The sequence below is a fragment of the Tenacibaculum larymnensis genome (assembly GCF_028829235.1).
Classification (GTDB): domain Bacteria; phylum Bacteroidota; class Bacteroidia; order Flavobacteriales; family Flavobacteriaceae; genus Polaribacter; species Polaribacter larymnensis.
The window spans coordinates 62,232-83,979 of record NZ_JAIWJY010000004.1; the positions used below are offsets into that span (position 1 = coordinate 62,232).

A 21,748-nucleotide genomic window follows, 5' to 3' on the forward strand; every position below is an offset into this window, starting at 1 on the left:
TAAGCGGAAAGTTAATGAAATCTTATTACTAAAAAAGAAGGTTTATTAAAAATTTAACAAACCTTTATCATTATCACTCGATAAAAACAAACTTTTACGTTCTTTTTTAACAGTTGCTTTAATAAGGTTTTGTTGATCAGAGAAGTGATCTACTAAAATATTGTTTTCTACTTTTATTGTTTTTGGGAGTGAAACATTTTCAATTTCTAAATAAAAGTAAACAATGTTACCATCATATTCTTTACCTATAAAATTATAGGCTTTTTCTTCATTATTAATAAATATTTTAAAGTGAGCTTTTAAGTATTTATAGTAATATTCATTAATAGACGATAATTCATTTTTAGTAGCAATTTTAAGATTGGTGTTATAATCTTTGTTTATGGCAAGTTCAATATCATCCATAAAAACATTCATAATCATTTGAACACTTTGAGTATCTTCTCTGTATTCAATTTCAGTTAAGGCAACATAGTATTTATGTAAGGTAAATGATAGTAGTAATGGAAGTACTAATAAAAGGATGATAACTTTCTTCATGGTTGATTAAAAATCAATTATTGCGCCAAATTAGTGTTTTCCAATAATTTTAAGGTATTCTGTATGCTCTTTTCTAAAAATTTTAATCACTTTTAACACTTCACGGTTTTGGTAGAGTTTTTCTATGCCTAACGGATTACAATATTCTAAAAAGTGATAATATTTATCTACAGGAATTTCAAGCTCACCAAAAAAGAAGTCTTCGCCTAATTCATTAAGTAATTTTGTAGGCATACTTTCTTTAAAAGCTAATTCTTTACGAAGTTTCCATAGTTTTTCTGAGTCTTTTACTGGAAATGTATTGGTAGTACCCATTCCTTCAAAAGCTTTAGTAGGATCTACTCTAACCTCATTAGGCTTTACATGTTTACTTATATAATCGTCTGAGTGATAATTAGTATAGTTAACATTAGAAAAGTCGGTAGCTTTACTTGCTATTTCTAAGTTTTTATCACGCTTTACTTTTTTAAGGTCTTTAACTAACTCTCCTGAAAGTTCGTTGTTTCTTAGTAAAACTTCATCTAGTTCATAATCTTGTTTTTCAAGGGTAGTTCTTTTTCTATAGGTGTTAAAATCTGCTTTGGTAAGCTTTTCATATATGGTTTTATAACCTATACTACTATACCTTATAGAGTCGGTAGGTCTGGCAAAAAGTCTGTATTCTCCTTTATCGTTAGAAAATGTTGCTTGGTTTGTTGAAAAGTTAACAATATGAGCATTTTCTAACACACCGTTTTCATCATAAACAATTCCAAAAAGTGTTTTTCGTTCTTCTTGAGAGAATACTAATTGAGATAAAAACAATAAGGTTATTAGAACTTTTTTCATGGTACTTTATAAGGTTAGATTAGTATACACCTAAAGGTACAAAATATTTTAAGAAAGCGTAACTTAAATAACCAAATAGGGAAGAGGTGTTTTAATTGTATTTTTTAGGATTTAGCTTTTTAAATTCTTCTGATTTTTGCTGTAAAAATGTAATCATTGCTACTTCATTATTTAAATAAAGAGTATTGAAGTCATTGGCAGATTCGGCAAAGTAGATGAACCTGTCAATATCCTCTTTTAGTATTTTTATTTCATGCTCAATAACTATATGGTAGTTGTTACGTATATTTTCTATTCTTTTTTCTCTGTCTTCAATGGCTTTATTGTTTTTTAGTTTTCTCAGTCTTCCTGATATTGAATTAATAATATAATCTGTAGATAAAACAAACCCTAGGCCTTCAAGTTTCATGGGACGTCCTCCCATTCCGGTATAGAGCCTTCTTTCAGCAGGAGTAAGTATTCTAGAACCGGCAAAGGGTAGCTTTAATGTTTCAGCATTTATTTCTTTTTCAGATTTTATATGTTTTGAGTCAGAAGAAATATATCCGAGTAAATTATGTTTTTTTATTGCTACTTCATCCAGTTCAATAGGTACTTTTTTTAGTTGTATGTAACTTTCTTGTATTCCGAAGTTATTTATGTTTACTACAAAGTTTTTGGTTTTATAGCCCACAAACGAAATTTGTAAGGTATCATTTACTTTGGCTAAAATCCTAAACTCACCATTATTATTAGTAAAGGTTCCTTGTTTAGTGTTTAGGTTAATAACATGTGCGCTAGAAACGGCACTTACTTCATCTTGTATGGTAGCGTAAAAGAATTTTCTTCTTTCTTGCGCTGTAGCTTTAACTATAAAAAACAGACAAATAATTGAAGGGAGTATATTTTTCATGTGTTTAGTTATTACTAATTACTTTTAAATAGCTCTTACTTTCTTGTTGTAAGATAGCAATCACTTTTAAGAGTTGTTTTTCTTTATATAATTTTTCTATACCTAAGGGATTACAATATTCTAAAAAATGAAGATACTTATCTTTAGGTATGTTAAGTTCTTTATAAAAGAAATGTTCTCCAAATTCTGAGAGTAGCATTTTAGGAAAGCTTTCTTTAAATTTTATTGTTTTTCGGGTTCTTTTTAGCTCTTGTGAGTATTTATCAAGACCAGAACTAAATCCTGTACCAACACCAGCAAATTTAGCAGTAGGGTCAGTTACTTTTCTCATATTAGGAACCCCCATTTTATCAATCTCATCAATAGGCATAATAATAGGGTCTTGAAAATCAATCATAGAAAAATCCAAAGCACTTTTAGCTTTTTCCATACCAATATCTTTAGGTGTTTGTTTAGTATCTATAGCAAGTGAACCTATTAAGTTGTGTTTTTTTACTTCCACTTCATCTAATTCAAAAGGAACTTTAATCAGTTTAATCTCGTTTTCTTCCATTCCGAAATGAAGACTCGTGACCTTAACTTTTTTGGTTTCGTATCCTATAAACGAAACCTGTAAGGTATCATTAGGCTTTGCCAATATTCTAAACTTACCTAAATCATTACTAAATGTACCTTGTTGGGTATTTAGGTTAATAATATGGGCGTTAGGTATAACACCAAGTTCATCGTTTAAAACCCCGTATAAGAACTTTCTTTTTTTCTGGGCAGTAGCACCTAACGTAATAAGAAGTAAAAGTGTGATGGGTAGTTGTTTAATCATGCAATTATTTTTTGGTAACTCTTATATTTTCATTTTCTAATAGGTAAGGAGAGGTTTTACTATTTTCAATTAAAACAGCGGTAAGTTCTAAAACTTTATCTTTATTATATAGGTTTATAATTCCTTTTGAAATGCACGCTTGCAAAAACTGATTAATGTTTTCTTTCTTTATTTTTAGTTGTTGTACAAAAAAGCCATCGGTAAAGTGCTTTCTAATTTTTTCAATATTTTTATCTTCAATAGTTGCCTTTTTTAATTGTTTTTTTAGCTTGTTTTTTCCATTTAAAGCATTAATGAGGCCAGTTAAACTAATTGCTACTCCCGATTGAATTTTTACTGTTTTTTCATCTTTTGGTTGTATAACATTAGCATAAGGGAGTTTTAGGGTTTTTGCATTAACAATAGGAGCATTGGTAAGAATATCGTTATCAATTTCTAAAATACTTTTTTGTCTTTCTAGCACAACTTCATCTAACATGTGTGTTTTACTATCAACAAAAATTACAATGTTTTTAGCTTTTATATGCTCTTTAGTAATGGTAACCTCTTTATACTCTAGGTTAAGGTGAGAAATTAATAAGGTATTATTTTCTGCAGCTAAAATTTCAAAACGTCCATTTTCATTAGATACCGCACCAATGGCCATTTTTTTATTAATAATATGTACATCTTGTGTAGCAATACTATCTATAAACACAGTACCGGTAATAATTTTAGGTGTGTTTTGCGCGATAGCAACACAAGAAAAACAAATAAAAAGAACAAGTAACAATTTTCTCATATCACAAATAAACCACCAAGCAGTCTTAAAAATGTTTTAAGAACATGGTAAATTTTTGTTAAACAAAGAAAAAAGACCGTTTGAAAAATAACTTTCAAACGGTCTTATGGCATTTAATAAAAAGTATAAAATGTTATCTTTCTAACACAATAGTAGCAGTTCCTGTTATTGCAATAACATCATTGTTTTCTACCTTGTTTTCAGATAAATCTTGTTTTAAAACCATTCTGTTTTTAGAAAACGACTCAATAGTAAATTTTGATTGTATTATATTACTATTACCGTTTTTAAATATTAGTTCATTTCCTTTCACTTCCCATTTACCAGCACTTAAACCTTGTATAGCAGTTGCATTATGGTTTGTAGTTTCTACCTTGTCATTAATCTTTGTTTTAGTTACTATTTTCACAGCTCCTTTGGTTGTATACTTATTAGAGTTTTGTAAAAAGTTAAACGAAAAGTTATAGTCCTTTCCATGTATATTAGATTTACTCTCATAAGATAAAACACGCGAAGTAACTTTAGTTGTATACTCAGATGTTAAGCTAGTTAAATTCCAAGTACCTTCAGGCTTTATTGAAGCATTTTCATGTATAGGAATTTCAACAGAATCTGAACAAGAGAATAATAATGTAATTGTAAAAAGGAAAAATAATTTTTTCATAGTTTTATATGCTTTTGATTTATAAAATAACACCTACAAAAACAACTAGGACTTGAATAACCCTACTTTATTTATCAAATAATTTTACGGTTTATTTTTAACTGTATATTTTCGCCATAAATACTTGTAGAGCGTAGTGTTTATAGTAGGTTGTAAAACATACGTTTAGCACAAACAAAAAGTAAATTATTAAACATTTAATAAAAATAAAAAATGAAAAAACTAATTGTAGCAAGTACATCTACCGTTCATGGTAGTGGATACCTAGAATATATTTTACCCACCTTAACTAATTTTTTTAAAGAAGCTTCTACTATATTATTTATACCCTATGCACGCGCAAGCGGAAAAACATATGATAAATACACTTCTGTAGCTCGCAAAGCTTTTGCTACAATTGGTAAAGAGGTAAAAGGTATTCATGAGTTTGATAACCCGAAAGAAGCTGTTCAGCAAGCGGAGGCTATTTTTACAGGTGGAGGTAATACGTTTGAACTGGTAAACCAATTATATAAAAATGATATACTACCAGATTTAACAACGGCAGTTGAAAACGGAACTCCGTATTTAGGTACCAGTGCAGGAAGTAATATTTGTGGAGTAACTATGATGAATACGAACGATATGCCTATTGTATATCCACCGAGTTTTAAAACCCTAGGGTTTATTCCGTTTAATATCAATGCGCATTATTTAGACCCTAATCCAGACTCTACCCACATGGGCGAAACACGAGAAACGCGTATTAAAGAGTATCATATATTTAACGAAATTCCTGTGTTAGGACTACGTGAAGGTAGTTGGTTAGAGGTTAACGGAGCAACTATTACGTTAAGAGGAAGTTATACCGCACGCTTATTTAAACAAGGAAAAGAACCAGTAGAGTTAGATACAAATACTGAGGTTAGTCAGTATTTTTAATACGATTTTACAGAGAATAACTTATAAAAGAGAACTCCAAACTGCTGTTTGGAGTTTTTTTAGTTATTGAATATGTGTTGTTTGGTAGACAATGAAAGCAAAGAATATTAACAGAAAGTTTATAACTGAACTTAATATGTAAAATTTTCTTTTACTACTCATTATAAATATAAGTTTAAGCTAACTCCATAGTTTTTTTAGTTTGTCCCAAAAACTTGAGTTATTTATAACTTTTTCTGGCTTTAAAGGGGAAGTAATATTCTTTTCCGGATGAAGATAAAAGTTTAAAAACTCTTCTTTTTCAACAAAATACTGTCCAAATTCCCATGTTTGGTCAGTAGAAGATATAAGGGCAGAGGTTAATTCAGCAATAGAAGCACTAATAATAGCACCACAAATATTTATAACTTTGTCCTTTTCATCTGAACGATGTAAAAACCATGATTTGTTTGTTTTTTTTGCTTTTTCAAATTTATCTTCTAAGTTAAGAATAGTCTTGGTTTCATTCTTATACGTATTTAATTTCCACCAAGGGTCATTAGGGGAGGTTTCGGGGTCAAATATTACATCATAATCAGTTTTTATAACACCAGAAACTCCTTTAATAGAAAAGATGAGTAATTGATTTTTTTTCCATTCAAATATATCTGTTAAATCAACTTCATGATAAGATTCTTTATTTTCAACTTTATCATAGTTTAGAATATGTATTTGAAGTTTAATTTTTTCTTTTAATTGAATTGTATTTAGAGAGGAGTTAATGTATTTTTCAGACAGGGTTATTATCTCTCCAAAAGTAACTTCGGTATTTTTAGTAGGTATTATTCCTATAGTAGAACTCATAGTATTTTTTTAATCTGGGTTTATATAAACACTTTTAGTGCCTTTATATATCCTAAAAAGGAAGTATAAACGTGATTATTGCAATTTTTAATTTGAGCTAGCTAATATAGCAAAAAAGGTAATTAAACAGGTGTTTAAGAAGTAGAGGGTTAGAAAGGAGGAGAGTAGTAGTTTTATATTTATTGCACGTTGACTTTTTATTTAATCGCAACAGCAGTTTTTATCGCTTTTAGCTTTTTCAAAGCATTCTCTTCCTTCTTTAAAGGCAAAGTAAGAAAGCCCAAGTGTTCCAATACTGTCTATATAAGGAATACTAAGCAATTCATAAACTCCGCTACTCACAAGTAAAATTATAGACATATAAACACAGACCATTGTACAATTTGCATCGGCTAAAATTGGTGCGGAATTAAGTTGATTACCAACCTTTCTTTTCCAAACAACCAATATCCACATTATTAGGATAGAAATTATAGAAATAACAACGCCCCAAAAAGTAGTAAGTGGTTTATGTCCTGTCCAGATATTATAAATACTAGTTACTACAAGTCCGAAAACCAATATATAAAAAGCAATTCCAGTAACTCTTAATGCTGTTCGTTCAAAATCATCACGTTTACTATTAGGATTTTTTTGAATTCTTACTATCATATGGGCAATTCCAAGTCCTGAAATAACCTCTATAAAACTATCTGATCCAAAACCAAAAAGGGCAAGACTTTCATCTTCAAACCCTAAGTAAGTTGAGATAATTCCTTCTGCAATGTTATAGATTATTGTAAATATTGCAAGTCCAAATGCTATTTTATATAGTTTTTTGTTATCTGTCATTAAAATCTATTTTGTTCTGTTTTTCAAGACTTTTACAACCTGACACTAAACAATATAACAAAAAGATAGTTAAATATGGTTAACAAGTGCTTTTAACTGATATTACAACAAAAAAAGACTGCTTTTAAAGGCAGTCTTTTGTATTATATATAAAGTGTTTTTTTAATCTTCTTCTTGTCTACGTTCGCAAGCTAATAAGGTGTTTTTTAGTAGCATTGCAATTGTCATAGGTCCTACACCGCCTGGTACAGGTGTAATGTGAGACGCTTTTTCTTTTACCTCATTAAAAGCAACATCACCTACCAATCTAAAACCTCTTTTCTTAGAAGGGTCGGCAACTCGTGTAATACCTACATCTATAATTACTACATCGTCTTTTACCATATCACCTTTTAAAAACTCAGGAATACCAATAGCAGCTATAATAATATCTGCTCTTTTAGTAACCTCTTTTAAGTTTTTGGTTCTACTATGTGTTAGAGTAACGGTTGCGTTTCCTACTTTTCTTTTTTGTGATAGTAAAATGCTCATTGGGCTTCCTACAATATGGCTACGACCAATAACTACTACATCTTTACCAGAGGTTTCGATATTATAACGATCTAACAATTCTAAAATTCCAAAAGGAGTTGCAGAAATGTACGTTGGTAAGTTCAACGCCATTTTTCCTACATTCATAGGGTGGAAACCGTCTACATCTTTATCAGGATTTACAGCCATTAATACCTTTTGTTCGTCAATATGATCGGGTAGAGGTAGTTGTACTATAAAACCATCAATATCATTATCTATATTTAAAATAGCAATTTCGTTTAATAATTCTTCTTCAGTAGTTTCTTCAGGAAGACGAATCAAAGTAGATTCAAACCCTACGCGTTCGCACGCTTTTACTTTTGCATTTACATAGGTTAAACTTGCGCCATCGTTACCAACGATAACAGCTGCTAAATGCGGTGTTTTTTTATCGTTAGCTTTTAACGCTGCTACTTCTAAAGCAATTTCTTCTTTAATGTCTGCTGATGTTTTTTTACCGTCTAGTAAAATCATAGTCTTGTTAAGTTTTCAGTATACAGTTTTCAGTATACAGTTGTTGTGTTGTAATTGTTGTGTTGTTATATTCCAAATTTATCAGGATTCTTAATCATATAATTGATTAGTTTCCCAACTTCTTTGCTTTTGTTTTCTAGTTCTTTCTTTTTTTCAATATCAATATAGTTACATGCTAAAGCAAAATCTAACCAAAGTTGTGTTTCAGAGTTTTCGCTATCTGCGTCAGAAAGTTTACTCTTAAAATGTTTTGGATATTGTCTTTTTCTGTAAGCTTCAGCAATTGATGAACATACAGACCTGCTTGATCGAATAATTTGCGAGGTTAAAGCAAATTGTTCAGTAGTAGGGAAGCTTTTGGTTATATGAAAAATTTTCATAGCTAACTCAAATCCTTTTTTGTATGCTAATAAAGTTTTAAAACTCATAAATACAGCTTACTGAATACTGTTTACTTTGGTACTGTAAACTAAATAAAAAAAGACAGGCAGAAGCCTATCTTTTTTATATTATCTCATGCCTTTCATCATTTGCATCATTTTTCTTCCGCCACCACCTTGCATCATCTTCATCATTTTGCTCATTTGATTGAATTGCTTCATTAACTGGTTAACTTCTTGCACCGAAGTTCCGGAACCTTTAGCAATTCGTTTTTTACGACTCGCATTAATAACAGAAGGAGTACTTCTTTCTTCAGGAGTCATAGAGTGTATAATGGCTTCAATTCCTTTAAAAGCATCGTCGTCAATATCAACATCTTTTAAGGCTTTACCTGCACCAGGAATCATACCTACTAAGTCTTTCATGCTACCCATCTTTTTGATTTGATTGATTTGATTTAAGAAATCATCAAAACCAAACTGATTTTTAGCAATCTTCTTTTGTAATTTTCTAGCTTCTTCTTCATCGTATTGTTCTTGGGCACGTTCTACTAACGAAACAACGTCTCCCATTCCTAAAATACGATCAGCCATACGACTTGGGTGGAATACATCAATAGCATCCATTTTTTCACCCGTACCTATAAACTTAATTGGCTTATTTACTACCGATTTAATAGATATTGCAGCACCCCCACGTGTATCACCATCTAACTTGGTTAAAATAACTCCGTCAAAATTTAATACATCGTTAAAGGCTTTAGCTGTGTTTACAGCATCTTGCCCTGTCATAGAGTCTACCACAAATAAAGTTTCTTGTGGTTTTACTGCTTTATGGATGTTAGAAATTTCGGTCATCATTTCTTCATCAACAGCTAAACGACCCGCGGTATCAATAATTACCACATTTTTACCATTTGCTTTTGCATGCTTAATAGCATTTTGAGAAATTTCTACCGGATTTTGATTTCCTTCTTCTGCATATACCTCAACTCCAATTTGCTCTCCAACAACACGTAACTGGTTAATTGCGGCAGGACGGTATACATCACATCCTACTAATAAAACTTGTTTAGTTTTCTTAGTTTTAAGATAGTTAGCTAATTTACCAGAAAAGGTTGTTTTACCTGAACCTTGTAAACCAGACATTAAAATTACAGTAGGTGAACCTCCTAGGTTTATACCAACAGTATCACCCCCCATTAACTCGGTTAATTCATCCTTAACCAATTTTACCATTAATTGCCCAGGGTTTAACGTTGTTAATACGTCTTGACCTAAGGCTTTTTCTTTTACTGTTTTGGTAAAATTCTTTGCTATTTTAAAGTTAACATCGGCATCTAATAAAGCTCTACGAACTTCTTTTAGAGTTTCCGCAACGTTAACTTCAGTAATTTTTCCGTGTCCTTTCAGCGTGTGTAACGCTTTATCTAACTTTTCGCTTAAATTATTAAACATGTATCGGCTTCATTTTTTAGAGGCACAAATTTAGTTATTAGTTGTTAGTTTTTAGCAATTTGTTTGCAGATTTTTTCTGCTTAATTGTATAAAAGTGTGTGTTTTTTTATGATTTGTAAGAACAGCAGTCTCTTTTTTTAGTTTTTCTATTGGTGTGAAAAGGAGTAAATGCTATAAATCATCTGTAAAATGTTTACGACTTTTTTCTTGACTAAATTTTTCTTGATTGAAGTTTTTTGAAGCATTTTTAGGAATGGATAAGGATTCCCATTTTTCGTTTTGTAACATTTTTCCTAAAAATACAATTTGACCAATATGGTATGGGTAGTGACAAATTTGACGATTAATTGCTTCGATTACAGTATGTCCTTGGTTTCTTATGTAGATGATTTTTTCTAAATCGGTTTCTTTTAAAGAATTAATAGTGTTTAAAAAACAATTCCATCCTTTTTCCCAATAGGTAATCATTTCTTCTTTGGTTGAAAAGGTATTTACAAATTCATCATCTCTATTTCTCCACGATTTTTCTCCATCTTCAGTAAAAAAGTTGCTCCACCGTGATAGCATATTACCCGCAATATGTTTAGCTACTACAGCTATAGAGTTACTTTCTTGATTATATTGGTAAAATAGTTCTTCTTGAGTAAGTTGATTAAAAGTTTTATCGCCTAAACTTTTATAGTAGGTTATTTGTTTTTTGATACTTTCTAAATAGGAGTTTTGCATGGCATATTTTTTAATAAAAAAGACTGGTTAAAACCAGCCTTAATTTACAATTTTATTTTTTAGGGATAAACTCTAAAGCAACTCCATTAATACAGTGGCGTTTACCAGTAGTTTTTTTAGGTCCATCATTAAAAGAATGTCCCAAATGTCCGCCACAAGTATTACACTTTAACTCTGTTCTAGCATAGCCTAGTTTATAATCTGTATCAAGCTCTACATTTCCCTTAATAGCTCTATCAAAAGAAGGCCATCCACTACCTGAATCATATTTGTTTTCAGATTTATATAGTGGGGTTTTACAGGCTGCACATACATAGGTTCCTTCTTTTTTGTTAAAGTTTAAAGGACTTGAGTTTGGACGTTCTGTACCTGCTTCCCTAAGCACATAATATTGTTTTGGCGTTAACAACTGTTTCCACTCACTATTGGTTTTATTTACAGGGTATTTTTTTTTGTTTTGAGAATTTACAGTAGTACTAACTGTTATTGCTAAAAGGAATAAAACAACTAATTTTTTCATGGTTCTTTAATTATAAAATCAACAATTTTGGAAGCTACTTTCGGGTTACGAAGAATTCTGGTGTGTCCTAAGCCTTCAGTAATTAAAAGTTTTCCATTCTGTAAGTTTTGACGTATTGCTATAGCACAACTTACATCAACATCACCATCAAAAGAGTCATGGACTACTAGAGTAGGTATTTTTACACTTCTAGCTTTTACACTTGAAGAGTGAGTATCAATATCTCGTTGCCATTTTTTATCAAACAAGCTCTTCATTTTATGAGCTATAATAGGTTTTACTTGTAAGTTTTTAGTAAAGTTTAAAATAACATCTGATATTTTATCAGCCGCTCCTACAGTAACCAATTTGTTTACAGTAAAACCTTCTGAAAAGGCATTATACAAGCATACACCACCGAAAGAGTGTCCTATAGCAGCTTCAAATGGTCCAAATTGTTTATTGATTTCAGTAATTGTTTCAAGAAATTCAGGCATTTCAGTAGTTTTTCCTGTAGATTTTCCATGTGCTGGTCCGTCGAAAGAAATAACCATATAGCCTTTTTCTAGTAACTTATCAGCAATCATATATAATTGAGTACTTCTTCCTGCCCAACCATGTACCCATAATACTTTTTTAGTAGAGTAACCATACGATAGTACTTGAACATCTCTTGAAATAGATGGCACATTTATTGTTTTCTTTTGTGCACTCTCTAACATTACTTTTTCCCTTTTAGGAATAGGGAAGTTAACAGGAGTCGTAAAAAGCCTAGCCCCAAATTTAGCAGCTTTACTTACAGATATAAACTGCAAAGCTTTAGCTGAAAATATTACAGGTTTAGGAATTTTAATACTAGGTATAGCTGTTTTTGAATGCGTAAAATTCATGAATTGGTTTTTAAGATAAAGATAGAATTTGTAGCTTTAAAGACATAATATATTATCAAGTTTGTGACAAATAAGTTAATTTCGTGTCATAAAAGATACAACCAAGAACATAGAACTTTAAACTATTAAACAATGAAAAAAATTATAGCCCTAACATTTTTAGCCGCTTTTTTAGTAGAGTGTAGCACTGTGCCAATTACGGGAAGAAAAAGATTAAATTTTGTGAATGATGCTCAAATATTACCAGCAAGTTTTGCACAATACAAGGGGTTTTTAGAAGAGAATAAACTATCTACTAATACTGCTAAAACGAATGAGATTAGACGTGTAGGAAAGAATATTTCTACAGCTGTAGATCGTTTTATGCGAGCTAATGGTATGAAAGCAGAAGCAGATGCTTATGAGTGGGAATTTAATTTAGTTGAAGATAAAACTGTAAATGCATGGTGTTTACCTGGTGGAAAAGTAGTTTTTTATACAGGAATTCTACCAATTTGTGCTAATGAAGATGGTATTGCAGCAGTAATGGGACACGAAGTAGCTCACGCATTTGCAAAACACGGACAAGAGCGTATGTCTACAGGGCAATTACAACAATTAGGAGGAGTAGCTTTAGCTTTAGGTACTCAAAACAGTGAAAATGCTGAAATGTGGAATATGGCTTATGGTTTAGGAACTCAAGTAGGGGTAATGTTACCATTTAGTAGACAACATGAAACAGAAGCTGATAAATTAGGGTTGGTTTTTATGATTATGGCAGGGTATAAAGGAGAAGAAGCAGCAGAAGTATGGGTACGAATGAGTCAACGTTCAGGAGGAGGAGCTCCACCAGAATTTATGAGTACACACCCATCTAATCAAACGCGTATTCAGACTTTAAGAAATTTTTTACCTGAAGCTAAAAAGTTAGCGGCAAAATACAACGTTCCTACGAGTAAATAAGATTGATAAATTATAGTATATTGCAAACCGTTCATTTAAAATGAACGGTTTTTTTTATTAGAATTTATATGTACAAAATAGGAGATAAGAAGTTAATTAACGGATGGGCATTTTACGATTGGGCCAATTCAGTATATTCATTAGTAATTAGTACAGCTGTTTTTCCGTTGTATTACAGCGGAGTAACGGAAGGTAAAATAGTAAGCTTTTTGGGTATGGATTGGGAGCATCCAGATAGTTTATACAGCTATGCTTTATCGTTTTCGTTTTTAGTAGTAGCTTTTATTTCTCCAATTTTATCAGGTATTGCAGATTATACGGGAAGTAAGAAAAAGTTTATGAAGTTTTTCTGTACACTAGGATCATTATCGGTAATGAGTTTGTACTTTTTTGATGGAATAGACACTGTGTGGATTGGAATCTTATTTACTGTTTTAGCAAGTATAGGCTTTTGGGCAAGTTTGGTGTTTTATAATGCTTATTTACCAGAGGTAGCTCATCCAGAACAGCAAGATAGAGCGAGTGCCAAAGGTTTTGTATATGGGTATATTGGTTCTGTTATTTTGCTACTAATAAATTTAGCTATGATTATGTTTCCTGAAACTATAGGTATTAGTGCAGGAATGGCGTCTAGAATTTCCTTTGTTATGGTAGGTTTATGGTGGTTAGGATTTGCTCAAGTTACCTTTAAACGTTTACCAGGTAATGTATACAACAAGAAGCCTGAAAAAGATTATATATGGAAAGGGTACAGAGAGTTACAAATAGTAATTAAAGAGCTATTAAACTACCCAACATTAAAACGCTTTTTAATTTCTTTCTTTTTATTAAGTATTAGTGTACAAACTATTATTTTAATGGCAGCTATTTTTGGTTCATCAGAATTAGGGCTGTCTTCTACGAGTTTAATTATTACTATTTTATTGGTACAAATTGTTGCAATTTTAGGAGCTGTTTTATTTTCAAGGTTTTCAGAAAAATGGGGAAATATTACCGCTTTAAAAGTAACGATTGCAGTGTGGATGTTAGTTTGTTTTTGTGCTTTTTCTTTAGATAAATCTCAAGAGTATGTTGATATCTACTTTTATGGGTTAGGAGGTTTATTAGGGTTAGTACAAGGAGCTATTCAAACCTTAACACGTTCTACGTATTCAAAATTATTACCAGAAACAGAAGATCATGCTACGTATTTTAGTTTTTATGATGTTACCGAAAAAATAGCCATTGTTTTAGGAACAGCTGTATATGGAGCATTAAATGCAATTACAGGTTCTATGCAGTGGAGTGTGTTGTGTTTAGCTATTTTCTTTTTAGCTTCGTTTATTATTTTAAGCACACTTAAAAAGACAAAATATGTAGTATAAAATTGTGTAATATTAGCTACACAAATAATACTTAAAACTATTTTAAAATAAGTTTAAGGAGTTTTTGGCTATCGCCCTGCTATTAAAAAGGTGCAGGAGCTGTATAGCTTACTTGTTCTTTTGAAGTTGGATGTACAAATGTGATTTTTTCAGCATGTAAATACAACCTATCTGCTTTCTTACCGTATAAATCATCACCTATAATAGGAGTGTTTAGTCCTAAATTGTGGGCAGCATGTACACGTAACTGATGTGTACGTCCTGTAACAGGATAAAAGTAGACTTTGGTTTTATTGTCTAGAATTTCTATAGTTTCCCATTGAGTCAGAGCTTTTTTTCCATGTTTATAACAAACAAGCTGTTTAGGGCGATCATTTAGGTCTACTCTAAGTGGTAACTCAATAATACCTTTTTTCTCTTTTAAAACACCTTCTAACAAAGCTACGTAGCGTTTCTGTACAGTTTTATTAATGAACTGCGCTTGTAAAGCTTTATAAGTGTCTTCATTTTTTGCTATTAATAGTATTCCAGAGGTTGACATATCTAACCGATGTACAACTAACGGACCTGTAGCTTTTGGATATAATTTTTGAATACGGCTAAATACAGAATCTTTAATTTCTTTACCTACAACTGATAATAACTCATGTGGTTTGTTAATTACTAACAAGTCTGAATCCTCATGAATAATTGTAATTTCTTTTTCTTCTTTTAATTGAGCAACTAATGGATTTTCTTCTACAGTTATTCCTTGTAACATATGTGTTAAAATAGGTTTACATTTACCAGTACAAGCAGGGTAGTAGTTTTGATGTTTTCTTATAGAGGTTTGCAAAGGCTTACCCCACCAAAACTCGGCCATACAAATAGGTTTTAGTTGATGTTTGTATGCATATTGAAGTAATTTAGGAGCGCAACAATCACCAGCACCAGCAGGAATATTTTGTGTAGAGTCAGTAAAAATATCTAATAAGTTTTTGGTTTCTCCTCGATAGCTAAGAAAAGTATACTTTTTAAATATCTCTTGTTGAGCCCAGGCTGAAAGGTTTGCTCGTTGCTTTTTTAATTGTTCTATTTGGTACTGTTTTGTATCGTACGCTTTTTTTAAAGGAGCTATTTTATCAAATAAATAAACTTCATATTCACGTAAGTAAAACTCTTCGTTAATATTTAACTGGTTGTTTTGTTTAGCTAATTCTTTTCTAAGTTTTCTACGTTGTTTAATTTTAGACTGTTCTTTAGCTAAAAGCTTTTCGTGTAGTTGTTGTGTTTCTAGATATGCTTTTTTTATTTCAATAAAATCAGAAGCGTTTTCTAAGCTTACTATTTTATGAGTTAACTCATTAAGCTGTTCTTCTGTTTTAATATAAAATTCATTTGCATCTAACACATCAAATATTGGAGGTACAAAATGTTTGTGTTGTGTACTTTCAGCAAGTTTACCAGAAAAAGCAGCTAAATACCCTAAATTTCCATCTTGTTGTTGTACAGCTAAGACTCCAAACATTTTTCCAAGAGCTTTTTTATCTTCAGGTTTTTTGATTCCGAAGTTGTGCGAAAAATCAGTTTGACTCGTTAAATATTCTTGTAATTCCTCTGTTGCTATTTGGGCTAGAGTATGAGGTGAATAATTATAAGGGTAATCGAACTTTTTAGGTAATTCAATAGTTGAAATATCCGAAGAAAAAGAAATAATTTTACTCATCTTAAAAAAGAAAAAGTGTTGCTCTCACAACACTTTAAACAATTAATCTCTATAAATCTTGTCGTATAAGTCTTTATACATTTCTTTGATAATATTTCGTTTCATTTTCATGGTAGGGGTAAGCTGTCCACCGTCAATAGACCATTCTTCTTCGGTTAATTCAAACTTTTTAATAGTTTCCCATTTACCAAACTTAGTATTGGCATAGTCAACTTCTTCTTGAATACGTTCTATTACTTTAGGGTTGTTTACCAAGTCTTTGTTATCTCCTACGGTAACGTTATGTCTTTGTGCCCATTCACGCACAAACTCAAAGTTTGGTTGAATAAAAGCTGCAGCCATTTTTTCACCTTCACCAATAACCATTACTTGCTCAATAAAACGAGATTGTTTTAATTGACCTTCTAATAATGGTGGAATAATATATTTACCACCTGAGGTTTTAAACATTTCTTTGGTACGTCCAGTTATTTTTAAGAAACCATCTTCACTTAATTCACCTTTATCACCTGTATGGAAATATCCGTTTTGTAATGCTTCAGCAGTTTTTTCTGGATCTTTGTAATATCCTTGCATTACGTTTGGTCCTTTTACTAGGATTTCTCCATTATCGGCTATTTTAACCTCAACACCATCAATTAATCTACCTACAGTTCCTAATCTAAAACCTCCATCACGCATATCGTTTACAGCAATTACAGGAGAAGTTTCAGTAAGGCCGTAACCTTCCATTACTGGCATTCCAGCAGCAGTAAATACTCTAGTTAAACGTGGTTGCAATGCAGCAGAACCAGAAACCATTATTTTTAACTCTCCACCTAAGGCAGCTTGCCATTTAGAGAAAATAAGTTTTTTAGCAATGCTTAGTTTCTTTTCATACCACCATCCGTTAGCTCCATAGGGTTCGTATTGTAAACCTAATTCTATAGCCCAAAAGAACAATTTCTTTTTAATTCCAGTTAAGTCAGCTCCCTTGGCATAAATCTTATCGTAGATTTTTTCATACAACCTTGGAACAGCAGTCATAACATTTGGTTTGATTTCTTGAGCATTTTCACTCAATTTATCAATAGCCTCTGCAAAGTAGATAGAAATACCACAGTATTGATATAAATACAAAATCATACGTTCAAAGATGTGGCAAACAGGTAAGAAACTTAAAGCTCTACCTTGGCCATATTCTAAAGGAACACGTTTTTCACTACTTAGTACATTTGAAACTACATTTTTATGACTTAGCATAACTCCTTTAGGACGACCTGTTGTTCCTGAAGTATAAATTAAAGTTGCTAAATCATCTGTCTTAATAGCATCTTTACGTTCTTCAACTTCATTCTGATTGCTATTATCTTCACCTAAGGCTAAAACTTCTTGCCAGCTTTTTTCTCCTTGGATATCATCAAAAGTAAAAACTTCTTTAAGCTTTGTATTAGCTTTTATTTGATTTAGTTTTTCTAAAATTGTATCATCAGAAACAAAACAGTAAGTAGCTTCAGAGTGGTTTAAAATATATTCGTAGTCTTCTTTAGAAATAGTAGGATAAATAGGAACATTTTGAGCTCCAGTTTGTAATATTCCAATATCACAAATATTCCATTCAGTTCTATTGTTGGTAGAAATTACAGCAATTTTATCGTTAGGTTGTACTCCTAGTCGTAATAAACCTCTACTTATAGCATTGGCTTTGTCTATATATTCGTTTGTTGATATAGATTGCCATTCACCATTGTATTTAGTGATAAATGCTTTTTTTAAATTATACTTTTCTTGTTGATAATAAGGAAAGTCAAAAAGACGCGTAATTTCAATCGACATATGTTCAAATTTTTGGGCTTTGCAAAGTATGAAAAATACCCCGATTGCACAAGTTGTAGTTTACTAGTTGATTTATTGAGGATTATATATTTTTAGGTAGAGATTATTGTATTTTTCTAAGATAATTTTTCGTCTCATTTTTAATGTCGGAGTTAGATGCCCCGAATTTGTTGTCCATTCATCAGCGGTTATTTCAAAGCGTTTTATTTGTTCCCATTTTCCAAATTTTTGGTTACAAAAGTCAATTTCTTTTTGAATTCGTTTGATGAGCTTTTCGTCTGTAGTAATGTTTGTAATAGTATAATCATGTCTTTTAGCCCATTCTTGAACAAATTCTGAAGCAACTTGGATTAATGCTGCAGGCATTTTTTCTCCTTCACCAATAACCATTACTTGTTCTATAAAACGTGATTTTTTTAATTCACCTTCTAGTATAGCAGGAGCAATATATTTACCTCCAGAAGTTTTGAAGATTTCTTTTTTTCTATCCGTAATCTTTAAAAAACCTTCATTGTCTAGTTCTCCGATATCTCCCGTATGAAAATAGTCATTTATAATCGATTCGTTAGTTTTTGTAGAATCTTTATAATATCCTATCATTACGTTAGGACCTTTAACTAAGATTTCTCCATCGTCAGCTATTTTTACACTTACGTTTTCAATAATCTTCCCAACCGTTCCAATTTTAAAACCTTTATTTCGCATATCGGTTACAGAGATAGCAGGAGAGGTTTCGGTAAGTCCGTAGCCTTCAAAAACAGAAATTCCTGCAGCTGTAAATACTCTAACAAGTCTAGCTTGTGTAGGAGCGCTTCCCGCTAACATAAATTCTAATTGCCCACCTAAAGCTTCTTTCCATTTTGAGAAAATAAGTTTACGGGCTATAGAGAGTTTAAACTCATACCACCAACCATTTTCTTTGTATGGTTTATACTGTTCTCCTAGTTGCAATGCCCAGAAAAACAGCCGTTTTTTGATACCTTTTAAATTACTTCCTTTATCAACGATCTTATCAAAAACTTTTTCTAATAATCTAGGAACAACTGCCATAAAATGAGGTCGAATCTCTCGTAAATTTTCTCCAACTTTATCAATACTTTCAGCAAAATGAATTTCAAAGCCCATATATTGACAATAATAAGATGCTGCTCGCTCAAAAATGTGACAAATAGGTAAGTAGCTGATTACTCTTTTTTTATTTCCTTGTAAATCCAGTCTTTTTCCAACAGCAAAAACGTTACTAACAATGTTATTATGTGAAAGCATAACTCCTTTTGGAGTTCCGGTAGTACCTGAGGTATAGATAATAGTAGCTAAATCAGATGGTTCCACTGCTTTTTTTAATTCATTCACTGTTGTTTGATGGGTTTCACCTTTACTAAGGCTTAGGAAAGAGCACCATCCATAGTCTGTCTCTAGTTCTTCAAAAGTAAACACCTTTTTAAGTTGAGTTTGTTCTTGAACTTTTATTACTTTTTGGTATAACTCATCATCTGAAACAAAACAATAAATACTATCAGAATGATTTAAGATATATGCATAATCTTTTTCAGAAAAAGTGGGATATAAAGGCACATTTACAGCTCCTATTTGCATAACTCCTATATCTAACAAATGCCACTTTGGTTGATTTACAGAAGTAATCACAGCTATTTTATCTCCAGGTCTAACACCAAGGTTTAGTAAAGCTTTACTTATGGTATTGGCGTCTTCAATGTATTTTTGAGTAGAGGTATTTTTCCATTCATTGTTTTCTTTTGAAACTAAACAATGTTGTTGTGGATAGTTTTCTAGTTGGTGATATGGGAAATCAAAAAGACGTGTAACTTTTGAAGATATATGCATTTAAATGGTTTTGGTTGATGCATAAATCTATGAAAATAAAAGAGATAAACGAAAAATAAAATTGATGTTAGTTGTAAAGTTTGCTAACACTGCTTTTATAGGTTTGACCAATAGGAACCTTATGCTCATGAATTATAATACGGTTACCTTCTATAAACTTTATTTTATCTACAGCAACAATGAATGATTTATGTACTCTTAAAAATTGAATAGGGTTTAACAGAGATTCGTAATGAGAAATTTTTTCATGACTTACAATCATTTCATCTGCTAAAAATAGTTTAGTATAATTTCCATAAGCTTCTATAAACAACAAATCACTTAAATCAATTTGATGGTGTTTTTTATCTCCTTTGATAAAAAGTCGGGTATTGACTTGACTAGGCTCTATGCTTTCTTTGTGGATTGTTTTGGTAGGTAAAGTATCTGATACTTTATTGACCGCTTTTACCAAACGATCAAAACTAAAAGGTTTTAAAAGATAATCCACAACATTTAATTCAAAGCCTTCAAGAGCATATTCTTTGTAGGCGGTAGTAATAATGGTTTTTGGTGGATTGGACAACGTCTTTAAAAAATCCAATCCTTTTAATTTAGGCATGTTGATATCTAAAAACATAAAATCAACCGTATGTTCATTTAAAAATTGCATAGCTTCCATAGCATTGTAGCAACTTTTTTCTAATTGAACATGAGGTAGCATGCTACAAAACTCCGTTATGATTTCATGTGCTAAAGGCTCATCATCAATAATTATATATTTAAGCATGCTTCGGGATTTTTAAAAGTGTTTTGTAAATGTTGTTTGTAGAATTAATGATTAATTCGTGTTCTTGATTGTATAACAAAGATAATCTTCGCTTTAAGTTTTGCAGCCCAATTCCTTTAGAATTAGTTATTTCATTAGAATCAAAATTGTTTTCTATTTCAAAGTAAATAGAATCATCATTATCATATAAATTGATATGAATAAAAGCGTTTTCCGCTAGTGACTCTATACCATGTTTAAAAGCATTTTCAAGTAAGATAATGTATAATAATGGCGGAATATTTAAATTAGGATCTATGCTGTGATTAAAGGTAATTTCAACAGACTTTTTGTAACGGATTTTATGTAGCTCAATGTAATTATTTAAGTATGCTATTTCTTCTGAAACTTTTACAGTTTCTTTTTCTCCATCATAAATTGTGTAGCGCATCATATCAGATAGTTTTAAAATAACTTCTGGCGCTTGCGGTGAACTTTTTACGGTTAAGGCATACAGGTTGTTTAGAGTGTTGAAGAAAAAATGTGGATTTATTTGTGTTTTTAAGAGTGATAGTTCTGTTTTAGATTTTTCTTTTTTTAGCTCCTGTACCCATTTCCATTGCTCAAAAACCCAAAGAAAAAAGAAGATAGGAATGGGAACGAAGAAAATATAGAAAGGAGTTTCTTGCTTTACTTTTAAATAAGCTTCTAAGTCACCAGAAAATAATCGTAGGTATAAAAAGTATAATAGTAACGGTGTATATAGAAGTGTTATAAATTTCCAGTATTTTTTTATAAAATCAGGTATTAAAAAATAGGCTAGTCCACACCAAAATATCATTAATAGAATGAAGGTGATAGGATTATCTGGAAGTTTCATAAATGAATCAATAAGCACAGTAAGAAAAAGCAGTACAAAAAGAGCGGCAATACCAATTACAGCTTTCTTTTTCCTTTTTAAGTATTGATAATTATGTATGGGTAAGGCAATAACAAGTGCCCAAAAAAAAGTAATTACAATAACCTCAACAGGTTGATCATCTGGTATATTTAGAAAATTTAGATAATCTAATAAAGTGAATAATGGAATTATAATTAGAAGCCCAATAAAAAAAGCTTTGTATTTCTTTAAAAAATCTATCATACCTCAAAATTACTCATGTAAAACTGTTCTCACAATTATATTGATAAACACTATTGTTTTTTAGA

22 protein-coding genes are annotated in these 21,748 nt (G+C 31.1%); 3 read left to right on the plus strand and 19 right to left on the minus strand.

Annotated features, from left to right (window positions below; all coding sequences use genetic code 11):
* Positions 1 to 45 precede the first annotated feature (45 nt).
* The 6 genes from LCI24_RS07185 to LCI24_RS07210 form a co-directional block, all read right to left on the minus strand.
* Positions 46 to 540 carry a DUF6702 family protein gene (locus LCI24_RS07185; protein WP_274639765.1) on the minus strand — a complete coding sequence of 165 codons (495 nt, stop codon included), beginning with the start codon at positions 538 to 540 and terminating at the stop codon, positions 46 to 48.
* 30 nt (positions 541 to 570) lie between these two features.
* On the minus strand, positions 571 to 1,368 hold the full coding sequence (locus LCI24_RS07190; RefSeq protein ID WP_274639766.1) for a carboxypeptidase-like regulatory domain-containing protein: 798 nt from the start codon (positions 1,366 to 1,368) through the stop codon (positions 571 to 573).
* Positions 1,369 to 1,459: 91 nt separating this feature from the next.
* Entirely contained in the window at positions 1,460 to 2,260 is an 801-nt protein-coding gene (locus LCI24_RS07195; RefSeq protein ID WP_274639767.1) for a carboxypeptidase-like regulatory domain-containing protein, read from the minus strand.
* Between the two features lie 4 nt (positions 2,261 to 2,264).
* Entirely contained in the window at positions 2,265 to 3,080 is an 816-nt protein-coding gene (locus LCI24_RS07200) for a carboxypeptidase-like regulatory domain-containing protein (protein ID WP_274639768.1), read from the minus strand.
* A 4-nt stretch (positions 3,081 to 3,084) separates the two neighbouring features.
* Positions 3,085 to 3,861: a carboxypeptidase-like regulatory domain-containing protein gene (locus LCI24_RS07205; RefSeq protein WP_274639769.1), complete on the minus strand. Its 777-nt coding sequence runs from the start codon at positions 3,859 to 3,861 to the stop codon at positions 3,085 to 3,087.
* A gap of 133 nt (positions 3,862 to 3,994) precedes the next feature.
* Entirely contained in the window at positions 3,995 to 4,525 is a 531-nt protein-coding gene (locus tag LCI24_RS07210) for a hypothetical protein (RefSeq protein ID WP_274639770.1), read from the minus strand.
* Between the two features lie 213 nt (positions 4,526 to 4,738).
* Between LCI24_RS07210 and pepE the strand changes: the two genes are divergently transcribed.
* Positions 4,739 to 5,446 carry a dipeptidase PepE gene (pepE, locus tag LCI24_RS07215; protein ID WP_274639771.1) on the plus strand — a complete coding sequence of 236 codons (708 nt, stop codon included), beginning with the start codon at positions 4,739 to 4,741 and terminating at the stop codon, positions 5,444 to 5,446.
* A gap of 180 nt (positions 5,447 to 5,626) precedes the next feature.
* Here the strand turns inward: pepE and LCI24_RS07220 are convergent, their stop codons facing one another.
* The 8 genes from LCI24_RS07220 to LCI24_RS07255 form a co-directional block, all read right to left on the minus strand.
* Entirely contained in the window at positions 5,627 to 6,289 is a 663-nt protein-coding gene (locus LCI24_RS07220; protein ID WP_274639772.1) for a hypothetical protein, read from the minus strand.
* A gap of 201 nt (positions 6,290 to 6,490) precedes the next feature.
* Entirely contained in the window at positions 6,491 to 7,120 is a 630-nt protein-coding gene (locus tag LCI24_RS07225) for a cation efflux transmembrane domain-containing protein (protein WP_274639773.1), read from the minus strand.
* Between the two features lie 162 nt (positions 7,121 to 7,282).
* A complete protein-coding gene (gene folD / locus LCI24_RS07230) occupies positions 7,283 to 8,167 on the minus strand; it encodes a bifunctional methylenetetrahydrofolate dehydrogenase/methenyltetrahydrofolate cyclohydrolase FolD (RefSeq protein ID WP_099214514.1) in 885 nt (294 codons plus the stop codon).
* 65 nt (positions 8,168 to 8,232) lie between these two features.
* Positions 8,233 to 8,595 (minus strand): four helix bundle protein, encoded by a 363-nt coding sequence (locus LCI24_RS07235; RefSeq protein ID WP_274639774.1) that lies wholly within the window; start codon positions 8,593 to 8,595, stop codon positions 8,233 to 8,235.
* A gap of 81 nt (positions 8,596 to 8,676) precedes the next feature.
* Positions 8,677 to 10,005: a signal recognition particle protein gene (ffh, locus tag LCI24_RS07240; RefSeq protein ID WP_274639775.1), complete on the minus strand. Its 1,329-nt coding sequence runs from the start codon at positions 10,003 to 10,005 to the stop codon at positions 8,677 to 8,679.
* 171 nt (positions 10,006 to 10,176) lie between these two features.
* Positions 10,177 to 10,731, minus strand: coding sequence for a DUF1572 family protein (locus LCI24_RS07245; RefSeq protein ID WP_274639776.1), 555 nt, complete (start codon positions 10,729 to 10,731; stop codon positions 10,177 to 10,179).
* A 52-nt stretch (positions 10,732 to 10,783) separates the two neighbouring features.
* Positions 10,784 to 11,251 carry a peptide-methionine (R)-S-oxide reductase MsrB gene (gene msrB, locus LCI24_RS07250; protein WP_124588477.1) on the minus strand — a complete coding sequence of 156 codons (468 nt, stop codon included), beginning with the start codon at positions 11,249 to 11,251 and terminating at the stop codon, positions 10,784 to 10,786.
* Entirely contained in the window at positions 11,248 to 12,120 is an 873-nt protein-coding gene (locus tag LCI24_RS07255; protein ID WP_274639777.1) for an alpha/beta hydrolase, read from the minus strand. The genes msrB and LCI24_RS07255 overlap by 4 nt, the downstream gene beginning before the upstream one ends.
* Positions 12,121 to 12,252: 132 nt before the next feature.
* On the opposite strand from LCI24_RS07255, the gene LCI24_RS07260 reads away from it, so the two are divergent.
* On the plus strand, positions 12,253 to 13,062 hold the full coding sequence (locus LCI24_RS07260) for a M48 family metallopeptidase (RefSeq protein WP_274639778.1): 810 nt from the start codon (positions 12,253 to 12,255) through the stop codon (positions 13,060 to 13,062).
* Between the two features lie 68 nt (positions 13,063 to 13,130).
* On the plus strand, positions 13,131 to 14,426 hold the full coding sequence (locus LCI24_RS07265) for an MFS transporter (RefSeq protein ID WP_028892072.1): 1,296 nt from the start codon (positions 13,131 to 13,133) through the stop codon (positions 14,424 to 14,426).
* A gap of 82 nt (positions 14,427 to 14,508) precedes the next feature.
* Here the strand turns inward: LCI24_RS07265 and LCI24_RS07270 are convergent, their stop codons facing one another.
* The 5 genes from LCI24_RS07270 to LCI24_RS07290 all read right to left on the minus strand — a co-directional run bounded on the left by LCI24_RS07270 (position 14,509) and on the right by LCI24_RS07290 (position 21,683).
* Positions 14,509 to 16,131 carry an RluA family pseudouridine synthase gene (locus tag LCI24_RS07270; protein WP_274639779.1) on the minus strand — a complete coding sequence of 541 codons (1,623 nt, stop codon included), beginning with the start codon at positions 16,129 to 16,131 and terminating at the stop codon, positions 14,509 to 14,511.
* 42 nt (positions 16,132 to 16,173) lie between these two features.
* The gene (locus tag LCI24_RS07275) at positions 16,174 to 17,946 is read right to left on the minus strand and encodes an AMP-dependent synthetase/ligase (protein ID WP_274639780.1); all 1,773 of its coding nucleotides are present in this window, start codon (positions 17,944 to 17,946) and stop codon (positions 16,174 to 16,176) included.
* Positions 17,947 to 18,018: 72 nt separating this feature from the next.
* Positions 18,019 to 19,791: an AMP-dependent synthetase/ligase gene (locus tag LCI24_RS07280; protein ID WP_274639781.1), complete on the minus strand. Its 1,773-nt coding sequence runs from the start codon at positions 19,789 to 19,791 to the stop codon at positions 18,019 to 18,021.
* A 67-nt stretch (positions 19,792 to 19,858) separates the two neighbouring features.
* The gene (locus LCI24_RS07285) at positions 19,859 to 20,560 is read right to left on the minus strand and encodes a LytR/AlgR family response regulator transcription factor (protein ID WP_274639782.1); all 702 of its coding nucleotides are present in this window, start codon (positions 20,558 to 20,560) and stop codon (positions 19,859 to 19,861) included.
* Complete coding sequence (locus tag LCI24_RS07290) at positions 20,553 to 21,683, minus strand: sensor histidine kinase (protein WP_274639783.1); 1,131 nt, start codon at positions 21,681 to 21,683, stop codon at positions 20,553 to 20,555. The genes LCI24_RS07285 and LCI24_RS07290 overlap by 8 nt, the downstream gene beginning before the upstream one ends.
* Between the last annotated feature and the right edge of the window lie 65 nt (positions 21,684 to 21,748).